Origin of the sequence: Brachybacterium hainanense, assembly GCF_042434575.1 — a bacterium.
Classification (GTDB): Bacteria; Actinomycetota; Actinomycetes; order Actinomycetales; family Dermabacteraceae; genus Brachybacterium; species Brachybacterium hainanense.
Genome location: NZ_JBHLSV010000003.1, coordinates 190,807 through 212,419, shown reverse-complemented (window position 1 = coordinate 212,419; position 21,613 = coordinate 190,807). Strand labels below are relative to the sequence as shown.

At 72.4% G+C, this 21,613-nt stretch carries 20 protein-coding genes; 16 read left to right on the top strand and 4 right to left on the bottom strand.

Annotated elements, in window-relative coordinates; translation table 11 throughout:
- The first annotated feature begins 1 nt into the window (after position 1).
- The 11 genes from rplO (at position 2) to ACFFF6_RS03795 (ending at position 8,428) form a co-directional block, all read left to right on the top strand.
- Positions 2-457 (top strand): 50S ribosomal protein L15, encoded by a 456-nt coding sequence (rplO, locus tag ACFFF6_RS03845; protein WP_376978368.1) that lies wholly within the window; start codon positions 2-4, stop codon positions 455-457.
- Between the two features lie 164 nt (positions 458-621).
- Positions 622-1,926 carry a preprotein translocase subunit SecY gene (secY, locus tag ACFFF6_RS03840; RefSeq protein ID WP_376978366.1) on the top strand — a complete coding sequence of 435 codons (1,305 nt, stop codon included), beginning with the start codon at positions 622-624 and terminating at the stop codon, positions 1,924-1,926.
- Positions 1,923-2,516 carry an adenylate kinase gene (locus tag ACFFF6_RS03835; RefSeq protein ID WP_376978365.1) on the top strand — a complete coding sequence of 198 codons (594 nt, stop codon included), beginning with the start codon at positions 1,923-1,925 and terminating at the stop codon, positions 2,514-2,516. The genes secY and ACFFF6_RS03835 overlap by 4 nt, the downstream gene beginning before the upstream one ends.
- Positions 2,516-3,358, top strand: a complete 843-nt coding sequence (gene map, locus ACFFF6_RS03830) for a type I methionyl aminopeptidase (protein ID WP_376978363.1) — start codon at positions 2,516-2,518, stop codon at positions 3,356-3,358. The genes ACFFF6_RS03835 and map overlap by 1 nt, the downstream gene beginning before the upstream one ends.
- 274 nt (positions 3,359-3,632) lie before the next feature.
- Positions 3,633-3,857 (top strand): translation initiation factor IF-1, encoded by a 225-nt coding sequence (gene infA / locus ACFFF6_RS03825; RefSeq protein WP_376978361.1) that lies wholly within the window; start codon positions 3,633-3,635, stop codon positions 3,855-3,857.
- A gap of 69 nt (positions 3,858-3,926) precedes the next feature.
- Positions 3,927-4,040 carry a 50S ribosomal protein L36 gene (gene rpmJ / locus ACFFF6_RS03820; protein ID WP_038371361.1) on the top strand — a complete coding sequence of 38 codons (114 nt, stop codon included), beginning with the start codon at positions 3,927-3,929 and terminating at the stop codon, positions 4,038-4,040.
- 218 nt (positions 4,041-4,258) lie between these two features.
- Positions 4,259-4,633 carry a 30S ribosomal protein S13 gene (rpsM, locus tag ACFFF6_RS03815; protein WP_376978359.1) on the top strand — a complete coding sequence of 125 codons (375 nt, stop codon included), beginning with the start codon at positions 4,259-4,261 and terminating at the stop codon, positions 4,631-4,633.
- 106 nt (positions 4,634-4,739) lie between these two features.
- The gene (rpsK, locus tag ACFFF6_RS03810; RefSeq protein ID WP_376978357.1) at positions 4,740-5,144 is read left to right on the top strand and encodes a 30S ribosomal protein S11; all 405 of its coding nucleotides are present in this window, start codon (positions 4,740-4,742) and stop codon (positions 5,142-5,144) included.
- 124 nt (positions 5,145-5,268) lie between these two features.
- Positions 5,269-6,267 carry a DNA-directed RNA polymerase subunit alpha gene (locus ACFFF6_RS03805; RefSeq protein WP_376978355.1) on the top strand — a complete coding sequence of 333 codons (999 nt, stop codon included), beginning with the start codon at positions 5,269-5,271 and terminating at the stop codon, positions 6,265-6,267.
- Positions 6,268-6,292: 25 nt separating this feature from the next.
- Complete coding sequence (gene rplQ, locus ACFFF6_RS03800) at positions 6,293-6,784, top strand: 50S ribosomal protein L17 (RefSeq protein WP_376978353.1); 492 nt, start codon at positions 6,293-6,295, stop codon at positions 6,782-6,784.
- A gap of 132 nt (positions 6,785-6,916) precedes the next feature.
- A complete protein-coding gene (locus ACFFF6_RS03795) occupies positions 6,917-8,428 on the top strand; it encodes an N-acetylmuramoyl-L-alanine amidase (protein WP_376978351.1) in 1,512 nt (503 codons plus the stop codon).
- A gap of 152 nt (positions 8,429-8,580) precedes the next feature.
- Here ACFFF6_RS03795 and purL read toward each other — a convergent pair whose 3' ends face one another.
- The 3 genes from purL to ACFFF6_RS03780 form a co-directional block, all read right to left on the bottom strand.
- Positions 8,581-10,917: a phosphoribosylformylglycinamidine synthase subunit PurL gene (gene purL, locus ACFFF6_RS03790; protein WP_376978349.1), complete on the bottom strand. Its 2,337-nt coding sequence runs from the start codon at positions 10,915-10,917 to the stop codon at positions 8,581-8,583.
- A 275-nt stretch (positions 10,918-11,192) separates the two neighbouring features.
- Positions 11,193-13,316, bottom strand: a complete 2,124-nt coding sequence (locus tag ACFFF6_RS03785) for an acyl-CoA dehydrogenase family protein (protein ID WP_376978348.1) — start codon at positions 13,314-13,316, stop codon at positions 11,193-11,195.
- Positions 13,313-14,143, bottom strand: a complete 831-nt coding sequence (locus ACFFF6_RS03780) for a TetR/AcrR family transcriptional regulator (protein ID WP_376978347.1) — start codon at positions 14,141-14,143, stop codon at positions 13,313-13,315. Before ACFFF6_RS03780 ends, ACFFF6_RS03785 begins: the two co-directional genes overlap by 4 nt.
- A 236-nt stretch (positions 14,144-14,379) precedes the next feature.
- Between ACFFF6_RS03780 and ACFFF6_RS03775 the strand changes: the two genes are divergently transcribed.
- The 3 genes from ACFFF6_RS03775 (at position 14,380) to ACFFF6_RS03765 (ending at position 18,014) form a co-directional block, all read left to right on the top strand.
- Positions 14,380-15,684 carry an acetyl-CoA C-acetyltransferase gene (locus tag ACFFF6_RS03775; protein WP_376978428.1) on the top strand — a complete coding sequence of 435 codons (1,305 nt, stop codon included), beginning with the start codon at positions 14,380-14,382 and terminating at the stop codon, positions 15,682-15,684.
- A gap of 67 nt (positions 15,685-15,751) precedes the next feature.
- On the top strand, positions 15,752-17,122 hold the full coding sequence (locus tag ACFFF6_RS03770) for a 3-oxoacyl-ACP reductase (protein WP_376978345.1): 1,371 nt from the start codon (positions 15,752-15,754) through the stop codon (positions 17,120-17,122).
- A 4-nt stretch (positions 17,123-17,126) separates the two neighbouring features.
- Positions 17,127-18,014 (top strand): MaoC family dehydratase, encoded by an 888-nt coding sequence (locus tag ACFFF6_RS03765; RefSeq protein ID WP_376978343.1) that lies wholly within the window; start codon positions 17,127-17,129, stop codon positions 18,012-18,014.
- A gap of 24 nt (positions 18,015-18,038) precedes the next feature.
- Here ACFFF6_RS03765 and ACFFF6_RS03760 read toward each other — a convergent pair whose 3' ends face one another.
- The gene (locus tag ACFFF6_RS03760) at positions 18,039-19,007 is read right to left on the bottom strand and encodes a nucleoside hydrolase (RefSeq protein WP_376978342.1); all 969 of its coding nucleotides are present in this window, start codon (positions 19,005-19,007) and stop codon (positions 18,039-18,041) included.
- Between the two features lie 95 nt (positions 19,008-19,102).
- Between ACFFF6_RS03760 and ACFFF6_RS03755 the strand changes: the two genes are divergently transcribed.
- Both ACFFF6_RS03755 and ACFFF6_RS03750 read left to right on the top strand, forming a co-directional pair.
- Positions 19,103-20,371 (top strand): MFS transporter, encoded by a 1,269-nt coding sequence (locus ACFFF6_RS03755; protein ID WP_376978340.1) that lies wholly within the window; start codon positions 19,103-19,105, stop codon positions 20,369-20,371.
- Between the two features lie 9 nt (positions 20,372-20,380).
- A complete protein-coding gene (locus ACFFF6_RS03750) occupies positions 20,381-21,601 on the top strand; it encodes a class I SAM-dependent methyltransferase (protein ID WP_376978338.1) in 1,221 nt (406 codons plus the stop codon).
- Positions 21,602-21,613 lie beyond the last annotated feature (12 nt).

The following is a 21,613-nucleotide window of genomic DNA, read 5'->3' as shown; positions in this document are numbered from 1 at the left end:
CATGACTGACAACACCAACCCCCTGAAGCTCCACGACCTGCGCCCCGCGCCCGGCGCCAAGACCGCGCGCACCCGCGTGGGCCGTGGTGAGGCCAGCAAGGGCAAGACCGCTGGCCGCGGCACCAAGGGCACGAAGGCCCGCTACCAGGTGAAGGCAGGCTTCGAGGGCGGGCAGATGCCCCTCCACATGCGCCTTCCCAAGCTGCGCGGCTTCACCAACCCCTTCCGCGTCGAGTACCAGGTCGTGAACCTGGCGGCCCTGCAGGAGCTGTTCCCCGAGGGCGGCACCGTGACGGTCGAGGATCTCGTCGCCAAGGGCGCCGTGCGCAAGAACCAGCCCGTCAAGGTGCTGGGCACCGGCGACGTGAGCGTCAAGCTCGACGTCACCGCGCAGAAGTTCTCGGCATCGGCCGAGGCGAAGATCACCGCGGCGGGTGGGTCCGTCACCACCGCGTGAGTGTCTTTTGACGGGGCACCGCGGCGCAGAATACTCTGTGCCGCGGTGCCCCTTCGTCATGGTCGGGGCCGGTCAGCCGCCGCTGGCGCACGGCACCGGTTCCCCACAGCTGGACCGGTCATACTGACGCCTCGTCCGCCATCGGACCCACAGGAGGGACATCCGTGAACGCGTTCATCAGAGCGTTCCGCACTCCGGAGCTCCGGGCGAAGATCTTCTTCACCCTCGCCCTGCTCGCCGTGTACCGCCTCGGCGTCTTCATCCCCACTCCCGGATTCGACTACACCAACGTGTCGATCTGCGCGGAGCCCACCACGTCCGGCGGCACCAGCGTGCTGGGGATGGTCAACCTCTTCTCCGGCGGCGCCCTGCTGCAGCTGTCGATCTTCTCCCTCGGCGTGATGCCCTACATCACCGCCTCGATCATCGTGCAGCTCCTGCGCGTGGTGATCCCGCGGTTCGAGGCCCTCCACAAGGAGGGGCAGGCCGGCACCGCCAAGCTCACCCAGTACACGCGCTACCTGACCATCGGCCTGGCGATCCTGCAGGCCACCACGATCATCACCCTGGTACGCTCCGGCAACTTCTTCGTCGGCTGCACCCTCGACGTCATCCCCGACCAGTCGATCCCCACCCTGCTGGGCATGGTGCTCACGATGACCGTCGGCACGGTCATGATCATGTGGATGGGCGAGGTCATCACCGAGCGCGGCATCGGCAACGGCATGTCGCTGCTGATCTTCACGTCGATCGCGGCCTCGTTCCCCGGTGCGATGGGACAGATCTTCGAGCTGCAGGGCTGGATGACCTTCTCGCTGGTCATCCTGGTGGCCCTCGTGGTGATGGTCGGGGTCGTCTTCGTCGAGCAGTCGCAGCGCCGCATTCCCGTCCAGTACGCCAAGCGAATGGTCGGGCGTCGCATGTACGGCGGGACGTCCACATACATCCCGATCAAGGTCAACCAGGCCGGCGTGATCCCCGTGATCTTCGCGGCCTCGATCCTCGCGCTGCCGCAGCTGGCGACGTCCTTCGCCAAGGACGCCTCCGCTCCCTGGGTGCAGTGGGTGAACTCGCACCTGGTCATGGGGGCGAGCTTCTCCTGGATCTACGCGACCGTCTACGTCCTGCTCATCATCTTCTTCGCCTTCTTCTACACGTCGATCACCTTCAACGCGGAGGAGATCGCCGACAACATGAAGAAGTACGGCGGATTCGTGCCCGGCGTCCGCGCGGGCAGGCCGACCGAGCGGTACCTGCAGTACGTCATCAACCGCATCCAGACTCCGGGGGCGGTCTACCTCGCGGTGATCTCCCTCATCCCCCTGTTCGCCCTCGTGTTCCTGGGCGCGTCCCAGGACTTCCCGCTCGGCGGGGCCTCGCTGCTGATCATCATCGGCGTCGGCCTCGACACGGTGAAGCAGATCGACGCGAAGCTCCAGCAGCACCACTATGAAGGGATCCTTCGTTGACCAGCTCCAGCACCTCCGCCTCCGCCCGTCGCCTGCTGATCGTCGGGCCTCCCGGCGCGGGCAAGGGCACGCAGGCGGTGCGGATCGGCGAGGCCCTCTCGATCCCCGCGATCTCCACCGGCGACATCTTCCGCGCGAACGTCTCCCAGCAGACGGAGCTCGGCGTCCTCGCCCAGTCCTACATGGACAAGGGCGAGTACGTGCCGGACTCCGTCACCAACGACATGGTCCGCGATCGTCTCGCCCAGGCCGATGCACGGGAGGGCTTCCTGCTGGACGGGTACCCCCGGACGCTCGACCAGGTCGGCGCGCTCGACGCGATCCTCGCCGAGGCCGGCACCGCCCTGGACGCCGTGCTCCTGCTCGAGGTCGATCTCGAGGCGGTCGTGGCGCGCCTGGTCGCCCGCGGCGCCGAGTCCGGGCGCAGCGACGACACCGAGGACACGATCCGTCGCCGCATCGACGTGTACTCCGAGCAGACCACCCCGCTCGTGGACGTCTACGACGAGCGCGGTCTGCTGCGCCGCGTCGACGGCATGGCGAGCATCGACGAGGTCACCGCGGCGCTGCTCGCGGAGCTGGGCGCCTGATGTCGCGCCGGGGCCGCCCCCGCGTCGAGCTCAAGACGCCCGAGCAGATCGCGCTCATGCGACGGAGCGGGGAGCTGCTCTCGCGCGTGCACGACATGCTCGCCGCGGAGCTGCGCCCCGGCATCACGACGGGGCGGCTCGACGTCCTCGCCGAGACGATGATCCGCGACGAGGGGGCGACCCCGAACTTCCTGGGGTACCAGGGCTTCCCGGCCACGGTGTGCATCAGCGTCAACGAGGAGATCGTCCACGGCATCCCCGGGCCGCGCGTGATCGAGGAGGGCGACGTCGTCTCGATCGACGGCGGCTGTATCGTGGAGGGCTGGCATTCCGATGCCGCCCGCACGCACATCGTCGGAGAGCCCCGTTCCGCGGCGGACGTCCGGCTCGTCGAGGTCACCCGCAGCGCCCTGTGGGCGGGGATCGTCGCCCTCGCCGGCGCCCGACGGGTGGGGGAGATCGGCGCCGCGATCGAGGACCATGTCGAGGGGGAGGTGGGGGAGGAGCTCTCCCACTTGGAGGACTTCGGCGGCCACGGCATCGGCTCGGCCATGCATCAGCCCCCGGACGTCATGAACTTCCGGACCCGGGACCGCGGGCCGTCGATCCGGGCGGGTCTCTGCCTGGCGATCGAGCCGATGCTCATCCAGGGGCCCGGCGACTGGCGGATGCTCGAGGACGACTGGACGGTCGTGGCGACCGGCGGCGGGCGTGCCGCCCACGCCGAGCATTCGGTCGCCGTCACCGAGCAGGGGCTGCTGGTGCTGACCGAGGGGGACGGCGGCCGCGCGGAGCTCGCCGCGCGAGGGGTGCGGATCGCCCCGGACCCGATCCAGGGATGACCCGGCCGGGCCGGCGGCCGCTCGCGTCGTCCGCTCGGGCCTCCGATGCCCGTCGCTCCCGGGAGTGACGGGCATCATCCGTCCTCCCCTCGGTGATCCGGATCCGCGCGTGTAGGATGGTCGATCGGGTGTGCTCCGTTCTGACAGCGTTCCGGCGCCTGGTGCCACCCCGGCGCGCTTCTGCGACATCCCTGGGGGAACCCGGGAACCGAGGAGCGTGCTCGGAGACGAAACGACCCCGCCCCGCAGCGCTGGGCGAGGAGATCGGAGAGGCATGGCCAAGAAGGACGGCAGCGTGATCGAGGTCGAGGGCACGGTCACGGAGGCGCTCGCGAACGCGCGCTTCCGCGTCGAGCTGGACAACGGGCACAAGGTTCTGGCGCACATCTCCGGGAAGATGCGGCAGCACTACATCCGCATCCTCCCCGAGGACCGGGTGGTCGTCGAGCTGAGCCCCTACGACCTCGACAAGGGCCGCATCGTATACCGCTACAAGTGATCGGATCCGCCCGGGCGGAGACGGTCCAGGGCGCCCCGCGGGCGTCCTCCCTCTCGTGAGAAGGAAGAAATGAAGGTCAAGCCGAGCGTCAAGCCGATCTGTGACAAGTGCAAGGTGATCCGTCGCCACTCGCGCGTCATGGTGATCTGCTCCAACCCGCGTCACAAGCAGCGCCAGGGCTGATCAGGTCCCGTACCTGAGCGCACTGCCGCTCCCGTCGCCACGGCGACATGGCCTCCGGGCCGCCGCCCGCGTAGCGGGCACACAACAGAAGAGACGACACCGCCGAGGGCCACGCCCTCGGACACCCGCAGTGCGGAGGCTGCGGCGCAGCGGATCAGAGGATCCGCGGGATGCGAGGTGTCGGATCAGGCCTCCGGCAACAGTAGGAGAACTGCACTATGGCACGTCTGGTGGGCGTCGACCTCCCGCGCGATAAGCGCCTCGAGGTCGCCCTGACGTACATCTTCGGCGTGGGTCGCACCCGCGCCCTCGAGACCCTGGCCGCCACCGGCGTCTCGGGCGACAAGCGCGTGCGCGAGCTGAGCGACGAGGAGCTCGTCCAGCTGCGCGACCACATCGAGGCGAACTACCGGATCGAGGGCGATCTTCGCCGCGAGGTCGCCGCGGACATCCGTCGCAAGGTCGAGATCGGCAGCTACGAGGGTCTGCGTCACCGCCGCGGCCTGCCCGTGCGCGGCCAGCGGACCAAGACGAACGCGCGCACCCGCAAGGGCCCCAAGCGCACCGTCGCCGGCAAGAAGAAGGCTCGCTGACCCGCAGCCGTCGCCGCAGCCTCGTCCCCCCGGGACGCTGCAGTCACTTCGCGCCGCAGGACAGGGCGCACCGATCACCTGAACTTTTCCGAGGAGTTCCGCCGATATGGCCACCAAGACTCGCCAGTCCGCAGCGCGCAAGCCGCGCCGCAAGGACAAGAAGAATGTCGTCAACGGACAGGCTCACATCAAGAGCACGTTCAACAACACCATCGTCTCCATCACCGACCCGACCGGCGCCGTGATCTCCTGGGCCTCCGCCGGCCAGGTGGGCTTCAAGGGCTCGCGCAAGTCGACGCCCTACGCCGCGCAGATGGCCGCCGAGGCCGCCGCCCGCCGCGCGCAGGAGCACGGCATGAAGAAGGTCGACGTGTTCGTGAAGGGCCCGGGCTCGGGCCGCGAGACCGCGATCCGCTCGCTCACCGCGACCGGCCTCGAGGTCGGCTCCATCCAGGACGTCACGCCCCAGCCCCACAACGGCACCCGTCCCCCGAAGCGTCGGCGCGTCTGAGCCGCCGGTGCGGAGGCCGCGCCCGCATCGGCTCGGCTTCCGCACGCCCGCGTCTTGGACCTTCCACCCCTTCTGAGCCCCCTCCAGAGCGTCATATGGCGGACGCTCGCAGAAAGGACACATCGTGCTCATTGCACAGCGCCCCACGCTGACCGAAGAGGTCGTGTCGGAGTACCGCTCCCGGTTCGTGATCGAGCCGCTCGAGCCCGGGTTCGGGTACACGCTGGGTAACTCCCTGCGCCGCACCCTCCTGTCCTCCATCCCCGGCGCCGCGGTCACCTCGATCCGCATCGACGGCGTGCTGCACGAGTTCAGCACCGTCCCCGGGGTCCGGGAGGACGTCACCGAGATCATCCTCAACATCAAGAACCTCGTCGTCTCCTCGGAGAACGACGAGCCGGTCGTGATGTACCTCCGCAAGGACGGCGAGGGCAAGGTGACGGCCGCGGACATCACGCCGCCGGCGGGTGTGGAGGTCCACAACCCCGACCTGCACATCGCCACCCTGAACGAGAAGGGTCGGCTCGAGATCGAGCTGATCGTCGAGCGCGGACGCGGATATGTCTCCGCCGCGCAGAACAAGGGCATCGACGGGGAGATCGGGCGCGTCCCGGTCGACTCGATCTACTCGCCCGTGCTCAAGGTGACCTACAAGGTCGAGGCGACCCGTGTCGAGCAGCGCACCGACTTCGATCGTCTGATCGTGGACGTCGAGACGAAGCCGGCGATCTCGCCGCGCGACGCCGTCGCCTCCGCGGGCAAGACGCTGGTCGAGCTGTTCGGCCTGGCCCACGAGCTGAACGAGGAGGCGGAGGGCATCGACATCGGCCCCTCGCCGACCGACCAGGCGATGGCCGCGGATCTGGCGCTGCCGATCAACGACCTGAACCTCACGGTCCGCTCGTACAACTGCCTCATGCGCGAAGGCGTCCACACCGTCGGCGAGCTGGTCGCTCGCAGCGAGGCGGACCTGCTGGACATCCGCAACTTCGGGCAGAAGTCCATCGACGAGGTCAAGGCCAAGCTCGCGGAGCTGGGCCTGGCCCTGAAGGATTCCCCGGCCGGGTTCGACCCGTCGGCCGCGCTGGACTCCTACTCCGATGACTTCGGCGATCAGTACTGACATTTCTTGAACTAGGAGAACGACAATGCCTGCACCCACCAAGGGCGCGCGCCTGGGAGGCTCCCCCTCCCACGAGCGGCAGATCCTCGCGAATCTCGCCACGGAGCTGTTCCGTCACAAGTCCATCACCACGACCGAGACGAAGGCCAAGCGCCTGCGTCCGCTCGCGGAGCGCCTGGTCAGCCAGGCCAAGAAGGGCGACCTCGCCTCGCGCCGTCGTGTCATGCGCACGGTCCGCGACCGCGGCGTGGTCCACGCCCTCTTCGAGGAGATCGCCCCGACGTTCTCGGAGCGCCCCGGCGGCTACACCCGCATCACCAAGGTGGCGCCGCGCAAGGGCGACAACGCTCCGATGGCCGTCATCGAGCTCGTCACCGAGGCCTACTCCCCGAAGCAGGCCGTGGTGAAGGAGGCCGAGGGAGCCGCCAAGGTCGCCGCCGCCGAGGAGGCCCCGGCCGAGGTCGTCGAGGACGCCGTCGCCGAGGAGACCCCTGCTGAGGAGACCGAGAAGGCCTGACGCCTCTCTCGTCGCTCGCCGGAACGGGCCACCAGGATCATTCCTGGTGGCCCGTTCCGGCGTACAGTGGTGCTCCGGCCCCAGGCCCGGCGCCTCCGGCCGCTTCCCGTCCCCTCCCCGGAAGCCAGTCCGATGCCCCCTTCCTCCTCCGCTCCCCGCCGTCCGGCGGCCTCTCGTCCCCTCAGCCGTCGGAGCCTGCTCGCGGCCTCTGCCGCCGTCCCGGCCGTCCTCGCCGCCTCGACCGTGCCGGCCCTCGCCGACCCGGTCGTTCTGGGTGGGAGCACGAGCACGCAGGACGTGCCGCTCGCCACGGCGGATCAGCGCGCCGTCGACGGTGCTGTGATCCGTGTGCTTCCCCGCACCCCCGCCACGATGGTGGGTCTGACCTGGGACGCCTCCGAGGCGGGCAGCGCCCAGGTGGCCGCCCGCGTTCGGGGCCGCGGAGAGGACGGGCGCTTCGGAGCCTGGGTGGATCTCGAGATCGCGATCGACCCGGAGACCGGGGACGAGGCCCCCGGGACGGAGGTCGCCTGGCTCGGCCCGGTCACGGAGCTCGAGATCCGCGCCGAGTTCGACGGCGCTGATGCGACGGCCGCGATGACCGCGCACGTGCTCACCACGAGCGCCGGCGGAGCGGACGGCTCCCTGCGCGCCGATGCTCGCAGCGCCATGACCCGGTCCGGTGGCGGCACCGCCACGACGCTCGCGGCGAGCTCCCCGGAGACGCCGCTCCTCATGGCGGCGCCGGCGATCGTCCGGCGCGCCACCTGGGGCGCCGACGAGTCCCTGTGCCGGGAGACGACCGGGCATGATCTGCTGCGCTCGATCGTCGTGCACCACACGGCCGGCACCAACATGTACACGCGTTCGCAGTCCCCGCAGATCCTCCGCGGCATCCTCGAGTACCACACGCGCACCCTCGGCTGGGCGGACATCGGCTACAACGTGCTCATCGACAAGTACGGCCGGATCTTCGAGGGAAGGGCCGGCGGCCTGCACCGGGTGGTCGAGGGAGCCCACGCCCGCGGCTACAACACGAGCACCGCCGGCATCAGCCTGCTGGGGGACTTCTCGAGCGCGGCCGTTCCCGCCGCGGCGATCAGCGCGATCGCGAAGGTCGCCGGGTGGAAGCTGGGCGGAAGCTTCGTCACGAGCGCGACGAGCTCGACGACGGTGAGGGTCACGGCGGACGGGGTCGTGCACCCCAAGGGGACGATCATCTCGCTGCCGCGGATCTTCGGGCATCGGGACGTGAACTACACGGACTGTCCCGGCGACCGGCTCTACGCGCAGCTCGATGCGATCCGTCGCGGCGCGCAGGAGGCGATGAGCTCGGGATGGATGGTGCACCGGGACGCGTACTACGCGGCGGGAGGGGCCCCGAAGCTCGGCATGGTCTTCCAGATCGCGCACTGGGAGGACGGGTACTGGGTGACGCGGCTGACCAAGGGGCTCGTCCTGTCCCAGGGCGATGCCGCAGGGACCGGCTACGCGACGCCGTTCGCGCGGGAGTGGACGCCCGCCTGGGGCCGGCCGACCGGCAGCGCGGTCACGCAGGCGACCGGTCGGATCACGCAGGCCTTCGCCGCGGGCACGGCATCCCGCCCCTCTGCGACCGGGGCGGTGACGTTCACGAGAACGTAGGGCGACGGAGACCTGTTCATCTCCCCCCTCTCCCTCCCCGCCCCCGGCGGTGCGGTGAAGGTGACGGTATGGCGCTGGGATATCGGCACGTTCACCGCACTGGCGAGCCCGCAGCCGCGCCCGATGGGGCAGGAGCGGCGGGCTCGCCGGCGTCAGCCGAAGTGCCGCGGCAGGGTGGCCTCGCGCAGGGAGCGCAGCTCCGCGGCGGGGAACTCGCCGACGCCCTGGATCTCGAGGGCATCGCCGGTGCTCACGCCGATCCGCACGAGCGGGAACTTCCGTGCGGTGCACATGTCGGTGAAGCGGACCTCCTCGCTGCGCGGGACAGCGACGACGGCGCGACCCTGCGACTCGGAGAACAGCGCCGTGAACAGGTCCACGCCGTCGCGGGCGAGCACGTCGTCCAGCACGATCCGCGCACCGGTACCGAAGCGGGTGACGGATTCGACGAGGGCCTGGGCGAGACCGCCCTCGGAGAGGTCGTGCGCGGCGTCGACCATGCCGTCACGGGAGGCGGCCACGAGGATCTCGGCGAGGACGCGCTCGGTCTCGAGGTCGACCTGCGGCGGCAGCCCGCCGAGGTGCCCGTGGGCGACGTCGGCCCAGGCGGAGCCGGAGAGCTCCTCGCGGGTCCGGCCCAGCAGGAAGATCGCCAGGCCCTCCTCCTGCCAGCCCGAGGGGGTGCGGCGGGCGACGTCGTCGAAGACGCCGAGCACGCCGACCACCGGGGTGGGATGGATCGCGGAGTCGATGCGGCCGCTCTCCCCGGTCGAGTTGTACAGGGAGACGTTGCCGCCGGTGACGGGCACGCCGAGGGTCTGGCAGGCGTCGGCCAGTCCGTGGATCGCCTCGACGAGCTGCCACATGGGGCCCGGGTCCTCGGGGGAGCCGAAGTTCAGGCAGTCGGTGACGGCCAGCGGCACGGCGCCGGAGGTGGCGACGTTGCGGTAGGCCTCCGCGAGGGCGAGCTGCGCGCCCGTGCGGGGGTCGAGCTTGGTGTAGCGGCCGTTCGCATCGGTCGCCAGGGCGACGCCGCGGCCGGTCTCCTCGTCGACGCGGATCACGCCCGCGTCATCGGGCATCGCGAGCGCCGTGTTCCCGCCCACGTAGCGGTCGTACTGGTCGGTGACCCAGCCCTTCGAGGCGAGGTTCGGGGAGGCGATCAGGGTGCGCAGCGTGTCTGCCAGCTCCTGGGGGGAGGCCGGACGGGGGAGATCCTCGGCACGGTCGGCCTGGAGGGCGTCCTGCCATGCGGGACGGGCGAAGGGCCGGTCGTAGACCGGGCCGTCGACGGCGACGGTCGAGGGGTCGACGTCGACGATCCGGTGGCCGTCGTGGTCGATGGTCAGGCGCCCGTCGCCGGTGACCGTGCCGATCACGGACATCTCGACGTCCCACTTCCCGGTGATCGCCTCGAACTCGGCGAGCTTCTCGGGGGAGACGACCGCCATCATGCGCTCCTGCGACTCGCTCATGAGGATCTCGCCGGCGTTCAGGGTGGGGTCGCGCAGCAGCACGTTCTCGAGGTCGATGTGCATGCCGGAGCCGCCGTTGGCGGCCAGCTCGCTGGTCGCGCAGGAGATGCCGGCTGCGCCGAGGTCCTGGATGCCCTCCACCGTGCCGGCCGCGAACAGCTCGAGGCAGCACTCGATGAGCACCTTCTCCATGAAGGGATCGCCCACCTGGACGCTGGGACGCTTGACGGGGCCGCCCTCGTCGAAGGTCTCCGAGGCGAGGATCGAGGCGCCGCCGATCCCGTCGCCGCCGGTCCGGGCGCCGAACAGCACGACCTTGTTCCCAGGGCCGGTCGCGGAGGCGAGGTGGATGTCCTCGTGGCGCAGGACGCCCAGGCACAGGGCGTTGACCAGCGGGTTGGTCTGGTAGGCGGCGTCGAAGACGGTCTCGCCGCCGATGTTGGGCAGGCCGAGCGAGTTGCCGTAGCCGCCCACGCCGGCCACGACGCCGTGGACGATGCGAGCCGTGTCCGGGTCGTCGATCGCACCGAAGCGCAGCTGGTCCATGACGGCGACGGGGCGCGCACCCATGGAGATGATGTCGCGGACGATGCCGCCGACGCCGGTGGCCGCTCCTTGGTACGGCTCGACGTAACTGGGGTGGTTGTGGGACTCGACCTTGAAGGTCACGGCCCAGCCGTCGCCGATGTCGACCACGCCGGCGTTCTCGCCCATGCCCACGAGGAGCTTCTCGCGCATCGCCTCGGTCGTCCTCTGGCCGAACACGCGCAGGTGCTTCTTGGAGGACTTGTAGGAGCAGTGCTCGGACCACATGACCGAGTACATGGCGAGCTCCGCATTGGTGGGCCGGCGCCCCAGGATCTCGCGGATCTGCTGGTACTCGTCGTCCTTGAGTCCCAGCTCCGCGTAGGGCTGGGCCTGGTCGGGGGTGCTCGCGGCGCGCTCGACGGTGTCGACGTCGCCGGCCTCGGTCTGCGGGGAGGCGGTGGGCACGCGGGGATCAGATCCGGTCATCGGTACGCTCGGTCCATTCACGCTGGGCGGGGCGCTTCACGAGGCCGCGGGCGACGCCCCGGGGCGGGGCGGACCGGGCTCGGGCGCGGGGTCGTGGCGGCCCGGTCCGCAGGCGGGTCGGGCCGGTCCCAGTCTACGTCCGGCCCGGTGCTCCTGGGCGCGGCGTCCGCAGCCGCGGGGAGCACCGGGCCGATGCCGCCGTCGATGGGCGCCCCCGTTCCGGGAGGCCGCAGGGCCATGGTCCCCGGCCGGATGGGCTCATCGGCCGACCGGGCTCACCGGCCGCGGCGGGCGTCGCGCAGCGCCTTCTCGCTGATCGGAGCGGAGGTGCTCGCGCGCTGGGCCCGGAGATGGGCGGCGGCCTCCTCCTGGCGCCGAGCCTCCCCGCCGAGGGCGATCGGCGCCCGCACGTGCTCGGGGGCCAGATCGAAGGCGGCCACGAGGTCGAGGGCATGGGGACGCAGGCGCCACAGCAGACGCCGGATGTCCGCGCTCACCTGCCGCCCGCGCTGGGCCGAGAGCATGCCGTCGAGCAGGAACCAGGCGAGGTCCTCGGCGACGAGCGTGAGGCCGAAGAGATCGCGCAGATCGGTGAGGACCGCGCGCGTCCCGGGGTCCTCGAAGCGGGCGACCCCGGCGCTGAAGGCCCGCCAGAGCACGAGGTCCGCATGCGCCCGGGCGGCGTCGAGCATCTCGACCTGGTGCTTGTTGACCAGGGCTGCGGCATCGGCCGGGGACATGCGCCCGGCGGCCCGCAGAGCGAGCGCGACCTCCTCGACCTTGATGCGGGCCCGGTCCGCGAGCAGCGCCTCCTGGAACTCGGCGTCCCGCAGCGTCTGCGAGGAGCGCTGCGCGGAGCCGGCGTCGCTCGCGGTCTGCACGAGGCGGTGCCAGGGGGTGTGGCGCCGGGCGAGGACATCGGCCCGCTGGGCGATGAAGCGTCCGATCCCGGCTCGGTCGATGCTCTTCAGCTCGTGCCGGTAGTCGGTGAGCAGACGCTTGGCCACGAGCTGCAGCAGGATCGTGTTGTCGCCCTCGAAGGTCGCGTACACGTCGAGGTCCTGGTGCAGGCCCACGAGGCGGTTCTCCGCGATGAACCCGGCACCTCCGCAGGCCTCCCGGCACTCCTGGATCGTGTCGAGGGCGAGCCGTGTCGAGGTGGGCTTGAGGGCGGCGGCGAGGGTCTCGAGGTCCTCGCGCGCCTCGGGGGTGTCCCCGCGGCCGGAGAAGACGTCGTCGAAGGCGTGGAGCAGCTCCTCGTGCGCGAAGGCCCCGGCGTAGGTCGCGGCGAGCTTCGGCAGCAGCCGGGCGAGGTGGGACTGGTAGTCCAGCAGCACGGTCTCCTCGGTCGGGGAGGCGGCGGTGAACTGGCGCCGCTGGGAGGCGTAGGTAATCGCGATGTGCAGGGCGAGCTGCGCGGCGCGCACCGAGGATCCGTCCAGCGACACACGCCCCTGGACGAGGGTGCCGAGCATCGTGAAGAAGCGGCGGCCGGGCGACTCGATGGGGGAGGAGTAGGTGCCGTCGGGGGCGACGTCCCCGTAGCGGTTGAGCAGGTTCGTGCGCGGCACACGGACCTGGTCGAAGGCGAGGCGGCCGTTGTCGATGCCGTTCAGTCCGCCCTTGGGCCCGTCGTCCTCGCTCCGGACGCCGGGCAGGAGCTTCCCGTCCTCGTCGCGCACGGGGACGAAGAAGCAGTGCACCCCGTGGTCGACCCCCTGGGTGATGAGACGGGCGAACACGGTCGCCGCGCGAGCGTCGATCGCGGCGCTGCCGAGGAACTCCTTCCAGGCGGCCCGGAAGGGCGTGTGGATCACCCATTCCTCGGCGTCGATGTCATAGGTCGCGGTGGTCGCCAGGGACTGCACGTCCGAGCCGTGGCCGATCTCCGTCATGGCGAACGCTCCGGGAAGGGCGAGGCTCATCGCATCGGGGATCCAGGCCCGATGGTGCTGCTCGGTGCCCAGCTGCAGGATCGCGGCGGTGAACAGCCCCCACTGGACGCCCGCCTTGATCTGCAGGGACGGATCGGCGAGGACGAGCTCCTCGAAGGCGGCGACGTTGGCGCCGTTGTCGTTGGGCCCGCCCAGGGACTCGGGCAGCATCGGCAGCGAGACGCGGGCGTCGGCGAGGCGGCGCATCTGGGCGCGCACCTGATCGCGGTGCTGGGCGACGGTCATGTCCAGCGGCCGATGCGTGCGCGGGTCGCGGGCCCGCTCCCGGGAGGCGCGGCGGGCCTGGGCCCAGTCGCCGAGCAGCGCCTCGGCGACGGCGGGGACGTCCAGACGCGGCGCCCCGGCGGCAGGCACGGGGATGGGCCCGGTCGGGTCGGCGGTGCGGCGCTCGCCGGAGGACGCCCTCTCGGCGGCGGAGGATCGATGGCTGGTGGTCGACGTCAATGTCGCAGTCCCTTCATGAGCCAGGTGACGAGGTGGTCGATGAGCTGGTCGTCGGTGATGACGGGGGCCCGGCCCTCGGTGCCCGGGCAGGCCGCGGCGCCGGCGGGCCCGTCGGCGGCCGCGGCCCGGTCGGCCTCCGCGGTGCTCTCCGCGCCTGCCGCGGCACCGCCGGAGGCACCGGCGGCGGAGGCCTCGGCCCGGGCGCGGTCGGACATCCAGCGGTCGACGGCGCCGCGGACGAAGCCGACGGCCCCGGCGGACCAGACCTCGGGGGAGGGGGTGCCCGCGGGCAGGGCCGCGGCGACCAGGCGCGCGGTCGAGGAGAGGAAGTGGTTCAGCCCGTCGCTGGGCCGGGTGACGAAGCGGTACACGTGGGGGGAGCGCTCCGCGGTCGAGACGTACGCGGAGATCATGACGCGGATCCGGGCCTCCGCATCGACCTCCTCCTTTCCGCCGGCCTCCTGCTCGAGCTGCGCGATGCCCGCGACCAGCTGATGGTGCATCCCGGAGAGGATGTGCATGCCGATCGCCCGCTGGAGCTGCGCCTTGTCGGTGAAGTAGCGGTAGACGATCGACTTCGAGGTCCCGGAGGCGACGGCGATGTCCTCCATGGTCACGTCCGGGCCCTGGGTGTGGATGAGCCGACGGGCGACGTGCATCATGTCGGCGCGGCGCTGCTCGCGGTGCGCCGCCCAACGGGCCGAGCGGCCGTCGACCGTGCGGAGGGCGGCCGCTGGGCCGCCGTCCTCGGCGACGGCGCCCAGGACGGCGCTCTCGAGGGCCGCGTCCGGAATGGCGGTCGAACCGCCCGGAGAAGAATCGTTCACGCAACCCAGGGTATCAAGTACTGACGGTTGCAGGTAGTCTGGATCGGAGACGAGGAATACGCCCCGTCCCGCATCGCCCCGCAGCTCGACTCGAAGAGGTGTCCAGTCCGGTGACCAGCTCCGCCGTCCCCGCCAGCCCGTCCAGCGTCCCCGCCCCCGGCGCGGCGCCCGCCCCCGCGACCCCGCTCTCAGCGGAGGAGGGCCGCAGCACCCTCGAGCAGCGTCGCACCCCCGAGCTGCGCGAGGCCTACGTCCTGGGGGGCAATCGCATCCCCTTCGCCCGCATCGGCACGGCCTACGCCGGGATCTCGCAGCAGGACCTGCTGACCGCGGCCCTCGACGGGCTCGTGGCCCGCTACGGCCTCCAGGGAGAGCAGCTCGGGGAGATCGCCGGCGGCGCCGTGCTCAAGCTCTCCCGCGACCTGAACCTCACCCGGGAGAGCGCTCTGGGCACGCCGCTGGATCCCCGCACCCCGGCGATCGACCTCTCCAAGGCGTGCGCGACCGGGCTCGAGGCGGTGGTCCACACGAGCAACCGGATCCGCCTGGGCCAGATCGACTCGGCGATCGCCTGCGGCGTCGACTCCGCCTCCGACGCCCCCATCGAGGTGAGCCCGCGCCTGCGCCGTCTCCTGCACCGGCTGAGCCGCGCCCGCACGCTCCCGCAGCGTCTCGCCGCCCTGGCCGGTCTGCGCCCGGGCGACCTCGCGCCCGTCCCCCCGGCCAACGCCGAACCCCGCACCGGCATGTCCATGGGCGAGCACCAGGCCATCACGACCGCGCAATGGGGCATCACCCGCGAGGCCCAGGACGAGCTCGCGCTCGCCTCCCATCGGAACCTCGCCGCCGCCTACGAGGACGGCTTCCTCGACGACCTCGTCACCGGCTACCGGGGCCTGGGTCGGGACAACACCCTGCGCCCGGACTCGAGCATGGAGAAGCTCGCGGCGCTCCCGCCCGTCTTCGGACGGGGCAATCCCGCCGTCGCCGAGCCCACGATGACCGCCGGCAACTCGACCCCGCTCACCGACGGCGCCTCCGCCGTCCTGCTGGGCAGCGCCGCCTGGGCCGCACAGCGCGGCCTCGTCCCGCTGGCCCGCGTCGTCGATGCCCGCTCCGCGGCCGTCGACTTCGTCCACGGAGCCGAGGGCCTGCTCATGGCGCCCGCCTACGCCGTGCCCGCGCTGCTGGACGCGCAGGGCCTGACCCTGCAGGACATCGACCTGTACGAGATCCACGAGGCCTTCGCCTCGACCGTCCTCTCGACCTTGAAGGCCTGGGAGTCGGAGGAGTTCTGCCGCGAGCGCCTGGGACGCGGGGCTCCGCTCGGCGCCATCGACCGCGGCCGCCTGAACGTCCTCGGCTCCTCCCTCGCCGCCGGGCATCCCTTCGCCGCGACCGGCGGACGCATCGTCGCGACCCTCGCCAAGGCGCTGCATCGTCGTGCCCAGGAGATCGGCCGCCTCCAGCGCGGCCTGGTCTCGATCTGCGCGGCCGCCGGACAGGGCACCGTCGCGCTCCTCGAGGCCGAGCCCTCCTGAGCCCCGGCCCTTCGTCCCGGCACCGTCCCGCACCCCGATCTGCCGCACCTCGAACTGGAGACCCACCGTGGCTGACGCCTACACCCGCCTCATCCGCTCCGCCCCCGGGCGCCTGCTCGCCGCACGCACCCCGCTCCCGGATCCGCCGCGCCTGCTGCGCCGCGCCGACCGCCCCCAGCCCGTCCTGGATCCCGTCGTCGTCCTCGGCGGCTCCGCCGGAGCGGAGAGGATCACCGCCACCCTGCTCGGCTGGGGGGCCGATGTGCGCCGCCGCTTCGAGGAGACCTCGGCTCCGGGCAGCGTCGTCATCGTCCTCGACGAGATCGACGCGCCCGGGGACATCGGCCCGCTCGTCCTCCCGCTCGCGGGGGCCCTGCGCGGGCTCGCCGCCGGCGGCCGGATCCTCACCGTCTCCCGTCCCCCGACCGGCCAGGACCCGGCCCGCGACGCGGCCCGCGGCGGTGTCGAGGGCCTCGTACGCAGCCTCGGGCACGAGATGCGGCGCGGCAGCACCGCCAACGGCATCCAGGTCGCCGAAGGCGTGGAGCTCGACGCCCCCGCGGTGACCGGGGCCTTGCGCTTCCTGCTCTCGGCTCGCAGCGCCTTCATCGACGGGCAGCTGCTGCGCATCGACGGCCCCGGCGCCGCTCTCCCCGCGTCCTGGGATCTCCCGCTCGCCGGACGCACCGCCCTGGTGACCGGGGCCGCCCGCGGGATCGGGGCCGCGATCGCCCGGACGCTCGCCGCGGACGGCGCCCGCCTCGTCCTGCTGGACGTCACCGCGGCCGGGACCGAGCTCGCCCGGCTCGCCAACGAGCTGCGCGCCGTGCCCGTCCAGCTCGACGTCACCGCGGCCGATGCCGGAGCACGGCTCGCCTCCACCCTGCGCGAGCGCGGGATCGTCCTGGACGTCCTCGTCCTGAACGCCGGCATCACCCGCGACCGCATGTTCGCGAACATGGCCGCCGACCGCTGGGACCCGGTGATCGCGGTCAACATCTCCAGCCAGATCTCCCTGGTCCGCGATCTCCTCGCCGCGGACGCGGCGGGCGAGGGGACCGGCGGGCCGGGACGGCTCCTGGGCGAGCAGCTGCGGCTGGTCTCCCTCGCCTCGACGAGCGGCATCGCCGGCAATCGCGGCCAGTCCAACTACGCGACGTCCAAGGCGGGCGTGATCGCCTTCGTCGACGCCCTCGCGCGCCAGCTCGAGGGCCGCGGCGGCACGGCCAACGCCGTCGCCCCCGGCTTCATCGAGACGGAGATGACCCGCAGGATCCCGCCGCTGCAGCGGGAGGTCGCACGCCGGATCAGCTCCCTCCGGCAGGGCGGGCTGCCCGTCGACGTGGCCGAGGCGATCTCCTTCCTGGCCTCCGGACCGGCGGGCGGGGTGCGCGGGCAGACCCTCCGCGTGTGCGGCCAGCACATCGTGGGACGCTGATCCGATGGACCCGATGATCCGGACCCTGCGCGAGGTGCCGTCCTTCCCCGCGGTCTACGCCGCCGCCCTGAGGCCGCGGCCCGGCGTGCGGCGGCGCGACACCCTCCCGGAGACGGTCCTCGAGGTGCGCTCCGTGCGCATCGACGCCGCCCGCGCCACGGCCTTCGACCACCTCATGGGCGGCCCGGCGACCGAGCTCGTCCATCCCGGGATCCTCCACGTGCTGGCCTTCCCGGTCTCCCTCGCGCTCATGGCGCGCGGCGACTTCCCGTTCCCGCTGCTGGGGCTCGTCCATCTGCGCAACCAGCTGCTGCAGCACCGGTCCGTCCGCGTGGGGGAGAGCGTCGACGTGCAGGTGCGCGCCCGGGGTCTGCAGCCGCACCGGCGCGGCACCGCCTTCGAGGCCGTCTCGACGATCAGCGCCGACGGGGACATCATCGCGACCGACGTGTCCACCTACCTCGCCAAGGGACGCCGTCTCGCCGGGCCCGCGGAGGAGGAGCCGGCACCGCGGGAGGCCTTCCGGGCCCCTGTGCCGACCGCGCGCTGGAGCCTGCCGGCCGATGCAGGACGGCGCTACGCCGAGGTCTCCGGGGACGCGAACCCGATCCACCTGTCCGCGCTGACGGCGAAGGCGTTCGGCTTCCCGCGGGCGATCGCCCACGGCATGTACACGGCCTCGCGCGCCTTCACCGAATCGCGCGTGGACCTCTCGCGGCCGCTGCGCTGGGACGTCTCCTTCGCGACGCCGGTGATGCTGCCCGGCACGGTCCTCGTGCGCTGCGAGGACGACCGGGAGGCGGGGACGAGGCGCACGATCGGCTGGCGACCGGAGCGTCCGGGTCGCCCGGCGCGCGAGCACTTCACGACGGAGGTCACCTCCTTCGGGTGAGGCGCCCTCGGGAGAGGGCCGCGCTCATCCCCGGTGCGCGAGCCCCTCGCGGAGGGTGTCGAGCAGATGCGCGATGAACGCCTCCGCCTGCACGTCCCGGAGCGCCTGGACCGTCGGCGGCCGGCCCCAGCGTCCCAGCTCGTCGGCGACGGTCTGCCCGCGAGTGAGGGAGCCGAGCAGCTCCACGTCCACGGGCAGCGCACAGGTCCGCGCGAAGGCGCCGGTCACGGCGTGAGCGGCCACGAGCGGATCGTGCACATGCGCCATCCACCCGAAGCCGTCCGCCTCATGGAACTCGAAGTACCAGCGCAGGGCGTCGACGAGGATCTGTGCGAGGGGATGCTCGCTCCCGCGCGCGATGCCGGCGAGCTCCGCGAGCGTCGCGTCGGTGAAGCGCACCGCCTCCGTCGCCTCGAGCGCGCCGAGCACCGGCAGCTGCGGGGCGGCGGCGAAGGCGGCGAGCACGCGCTGGGCGGCTTCGGGGTCGACGGCGATGTTCCATTCGCTCGTGGGCCCGGTGTTGCCCCGATGGTTCAGCGCCCCGCCCATGATGTGCAGGCGGGCCAGCAGCTGCGGGAGCCGCGGCTCGATCTCGAGGGCGAGCGCGAGGTTCGTGTGCGGTCCGAGCACGAGGCCGACGAGCTCCCCGGGGTGCTCGCGCGCAGCATCGACCCACAGCCGGGCGCCCGCGCGCGGATCCGCGGTGCGGGAGGGCTCGGGCAGGACGGCGTGGCCCAGCCCTGTGGGGCCGTGGGTGTCCTCGGCGTACATCGGCTCCTGGACCAGCGGTCGGTCTGCTCCGGCGGCGACCGGCGCCTCGAGGGCCAGGAGCTCGGCGAGGACCAGGTTGTTGCGCTGGACCGCCGCGGTGGGCACGTTGCCTCCGGTCGAGACGATCCCGCGGATCTCGACGTCCGGACGGCAGGCGAGATAGGTGAGGGCGAGGGCGTCGTCGATCCCGGTGTCGCAGTCGACGAGGACGGGGATGCTCATGCCCCTGATCGTACGACCGCCCGGTTCCATGGCATTTCGCAGCAGTATTGCATAATCCCTGGATACCGGGCTCCGCCCCCGGTACAGTCACGAGGATGTCGCCCCGGTCACGTCCCTCGGCACCCCGCGCCGCCGCTCCGGCGCTCAGCGGCGAGCACGCCCCCCTGCCCTACCACGCCCTCATCTGGCTGGCCGTCGCCACCTTCAGCACCGGCATCGACGGCTACGTCCTCGCCGGCCTGCTGCCCGACATCGCCGCGGACCTCGCCGTCAGCGAGGCCGCCGCCGGCCAGCTGGTCACCGTCTTCGCCCTCACCGCCGCCCTCGCCGGGCCCGTCCTGGGCGCCATCACGAGCGGCTGGGAGCAGCGACGCACGATCATGACGGCGCTGGCCGCGTTCGTCCTCGGCAACGCCGTCAGCGCGATCGCGCTCACCTACGGCATGGCCTTGTCCGGGCGCGTCATCGCCGCCCTGGGGTCCTGCGTGCTCGGCGCCGCCGTGACCGGGTACGTGGTCCACCGCGTCCCGGAGCGCTTCCGCGGCCGTGCCCTCTCCTTCGTGCTCGGCGGCTGGATGACCGCGACCGCGCTCGGCGTCCCCGTCGGGCTGCTGCTGGGCCAGAGCAGCTGGCGGTTCCCCCTACTCATGGTCTCCGTCGTCGGGACCGCGGCGCTGATCGGCATCGGCGCGAAGCTGCCCGCCCTGCGGTACCCGCCGACCCGCCTGCGCGAACGCCTCCAGCCGCTCCTGCACCCCCGGCTGGTCGCGGGCCTCGGGGTCTCCACCGGCGTCCTCAGCGCGAGCTACACCTGCTTCACCTACGCGGTCCTCATCCTCGCGCCGCTGCATCCCGGGGCCGGGACGATCATCCTCATCATGTTCGGCTACGGGCTCGCGAGCATGCTCGGCAACGCGCTCAGCGGACGTCTCGTGGACCGCTTCTCCCCGGTCGCGGTGCTCACCGTGATCCTCGGGGTGCTCCTGGCCGATGCCCTGCTGGCCGGCATCGCCTTCGCCGTGCTGGGCGCCGCGGCGCTCGTCGTCCCCAGCCTCGTGTGGTTCTTCGCAGCGGGCGTCGGCAACGGCGGCCACGCCGTCCCGCAGCAGACGCGGCTCGCCGCCATGGCGCCGGGCTCCGCGAGCGTCGTCATGGCCCTGAACGCGAGCGCGGTCTCCCTGGGCGTCGCGCTCGGCGGCGGTGCGGGCGGCCTCGGGCTCACCCTCGGCATGCAGCCGGTCCAGCTGCCCTTCGTGGCCGCGGCGATCCTGCTGCCCACGCTGGCCCTGCACCTGCTCGTCGCGCGGTGGCCCTGGTCGCGCGCGACGGGGGCCCGCCCGGCGCAGGAGGAGGCCTCCGCATAGGATCCCGGGGTGAGCACCGACCCCGACCGCCCCGCACCGACCCTCCACCAGAGCGACCGCGTGATCCTCGACCACGCCCGGTGCGTCTCCGGGATGGGATGCCCCTGCGATCTGATCGTCCTCGAGGACGAGAGCGGGGACCTCACCGCCGCGGCGCTCGAGGCGACCGCCGAGCACCGCTCCGCCCGCGTCCACACGTGGTCCGCCTCCCGCTCCCGCATCCTCGCGCTGACCGAGCGGTTCCCCCGCGAGATCACCGACGGCCGCCTCCTGATCCCCGCGGCCGATGCCGACCCGGAGGAGGCACGGCTGACCGCGCATCTGGCGGGCGCCGGGACGCGACCGACCGGGGAGCCCGGTGCCGGGGGACGCGCCAGCACGGCGCATCTCGCGCTCCTGCGGCTGCCGAAGGCGCTGCGCGAGCTCGATGCCCGGGCCCGGGAGCTCGCCGCCCACGTGGCCGCGACCGACGAGGGGACGGCCCTCGAGATCGTGGCCGGCGGCCGGGTCAAGCACATGACGCGCTCGCAGAACGAGGTGCTCGCCGCCATCTTCGAGGAGGTCGCCGCCACCCGCGGCGTCGGCAAGTCCCGGGCTCTCGTCGCCGACGGACCGCGGGTCCCCGTCGCGGCCCAGGAGCCGGCCCGGGGCCTCGCCCGGGTGCGCGTCCGCGGGAGCGACCGGGAGCTCGCGCTGCGCGGCGTCGGCGGCGTGTTCGGGGGAGCGGGGGCCGATCCCGGCAGCCTGCTCCTGCTGCGCGCCCTCGACGAGGCCCGCCTCCCCGCCGAGGAGGTGCGTCGCGCGATCGACCTGGGCTGCGGCAACGGGCTGATGACCGCATGGCTCGCCGCGGCCTTCCCGCAGGCGCAGGTCCTCGGCACCGACGACCATCTCGACGCGGTCGCCTCGACCCGGGCGAGCCTCGGAGCCGGGGAGCTCGAGCGCGAGGGCGTGGACGTCGTCTGGGACACCTCGCTCAGCCGCGAGGAGACGGGCGGCGCCGATCTCATCCTGCTGAACCCGCCCTTCCACGACGGCACCGCGATCGATGCGACCCTGGTCCAGGATCTGCTCGATGCCGCGGCCCGCGTGCTGCGGCGCGGGGGCCAGCTGTGGATGGTCCACAACTCGCATCTGCGCTATCGGCCCGAGGTCGAGAACCGGGTGGGCCGCGTGCAGCAGATGGCCCGCGACCGCCGCTTCACGATCCTGCGCGCCACCCGGGCCTGAGCCCCCGGCCGG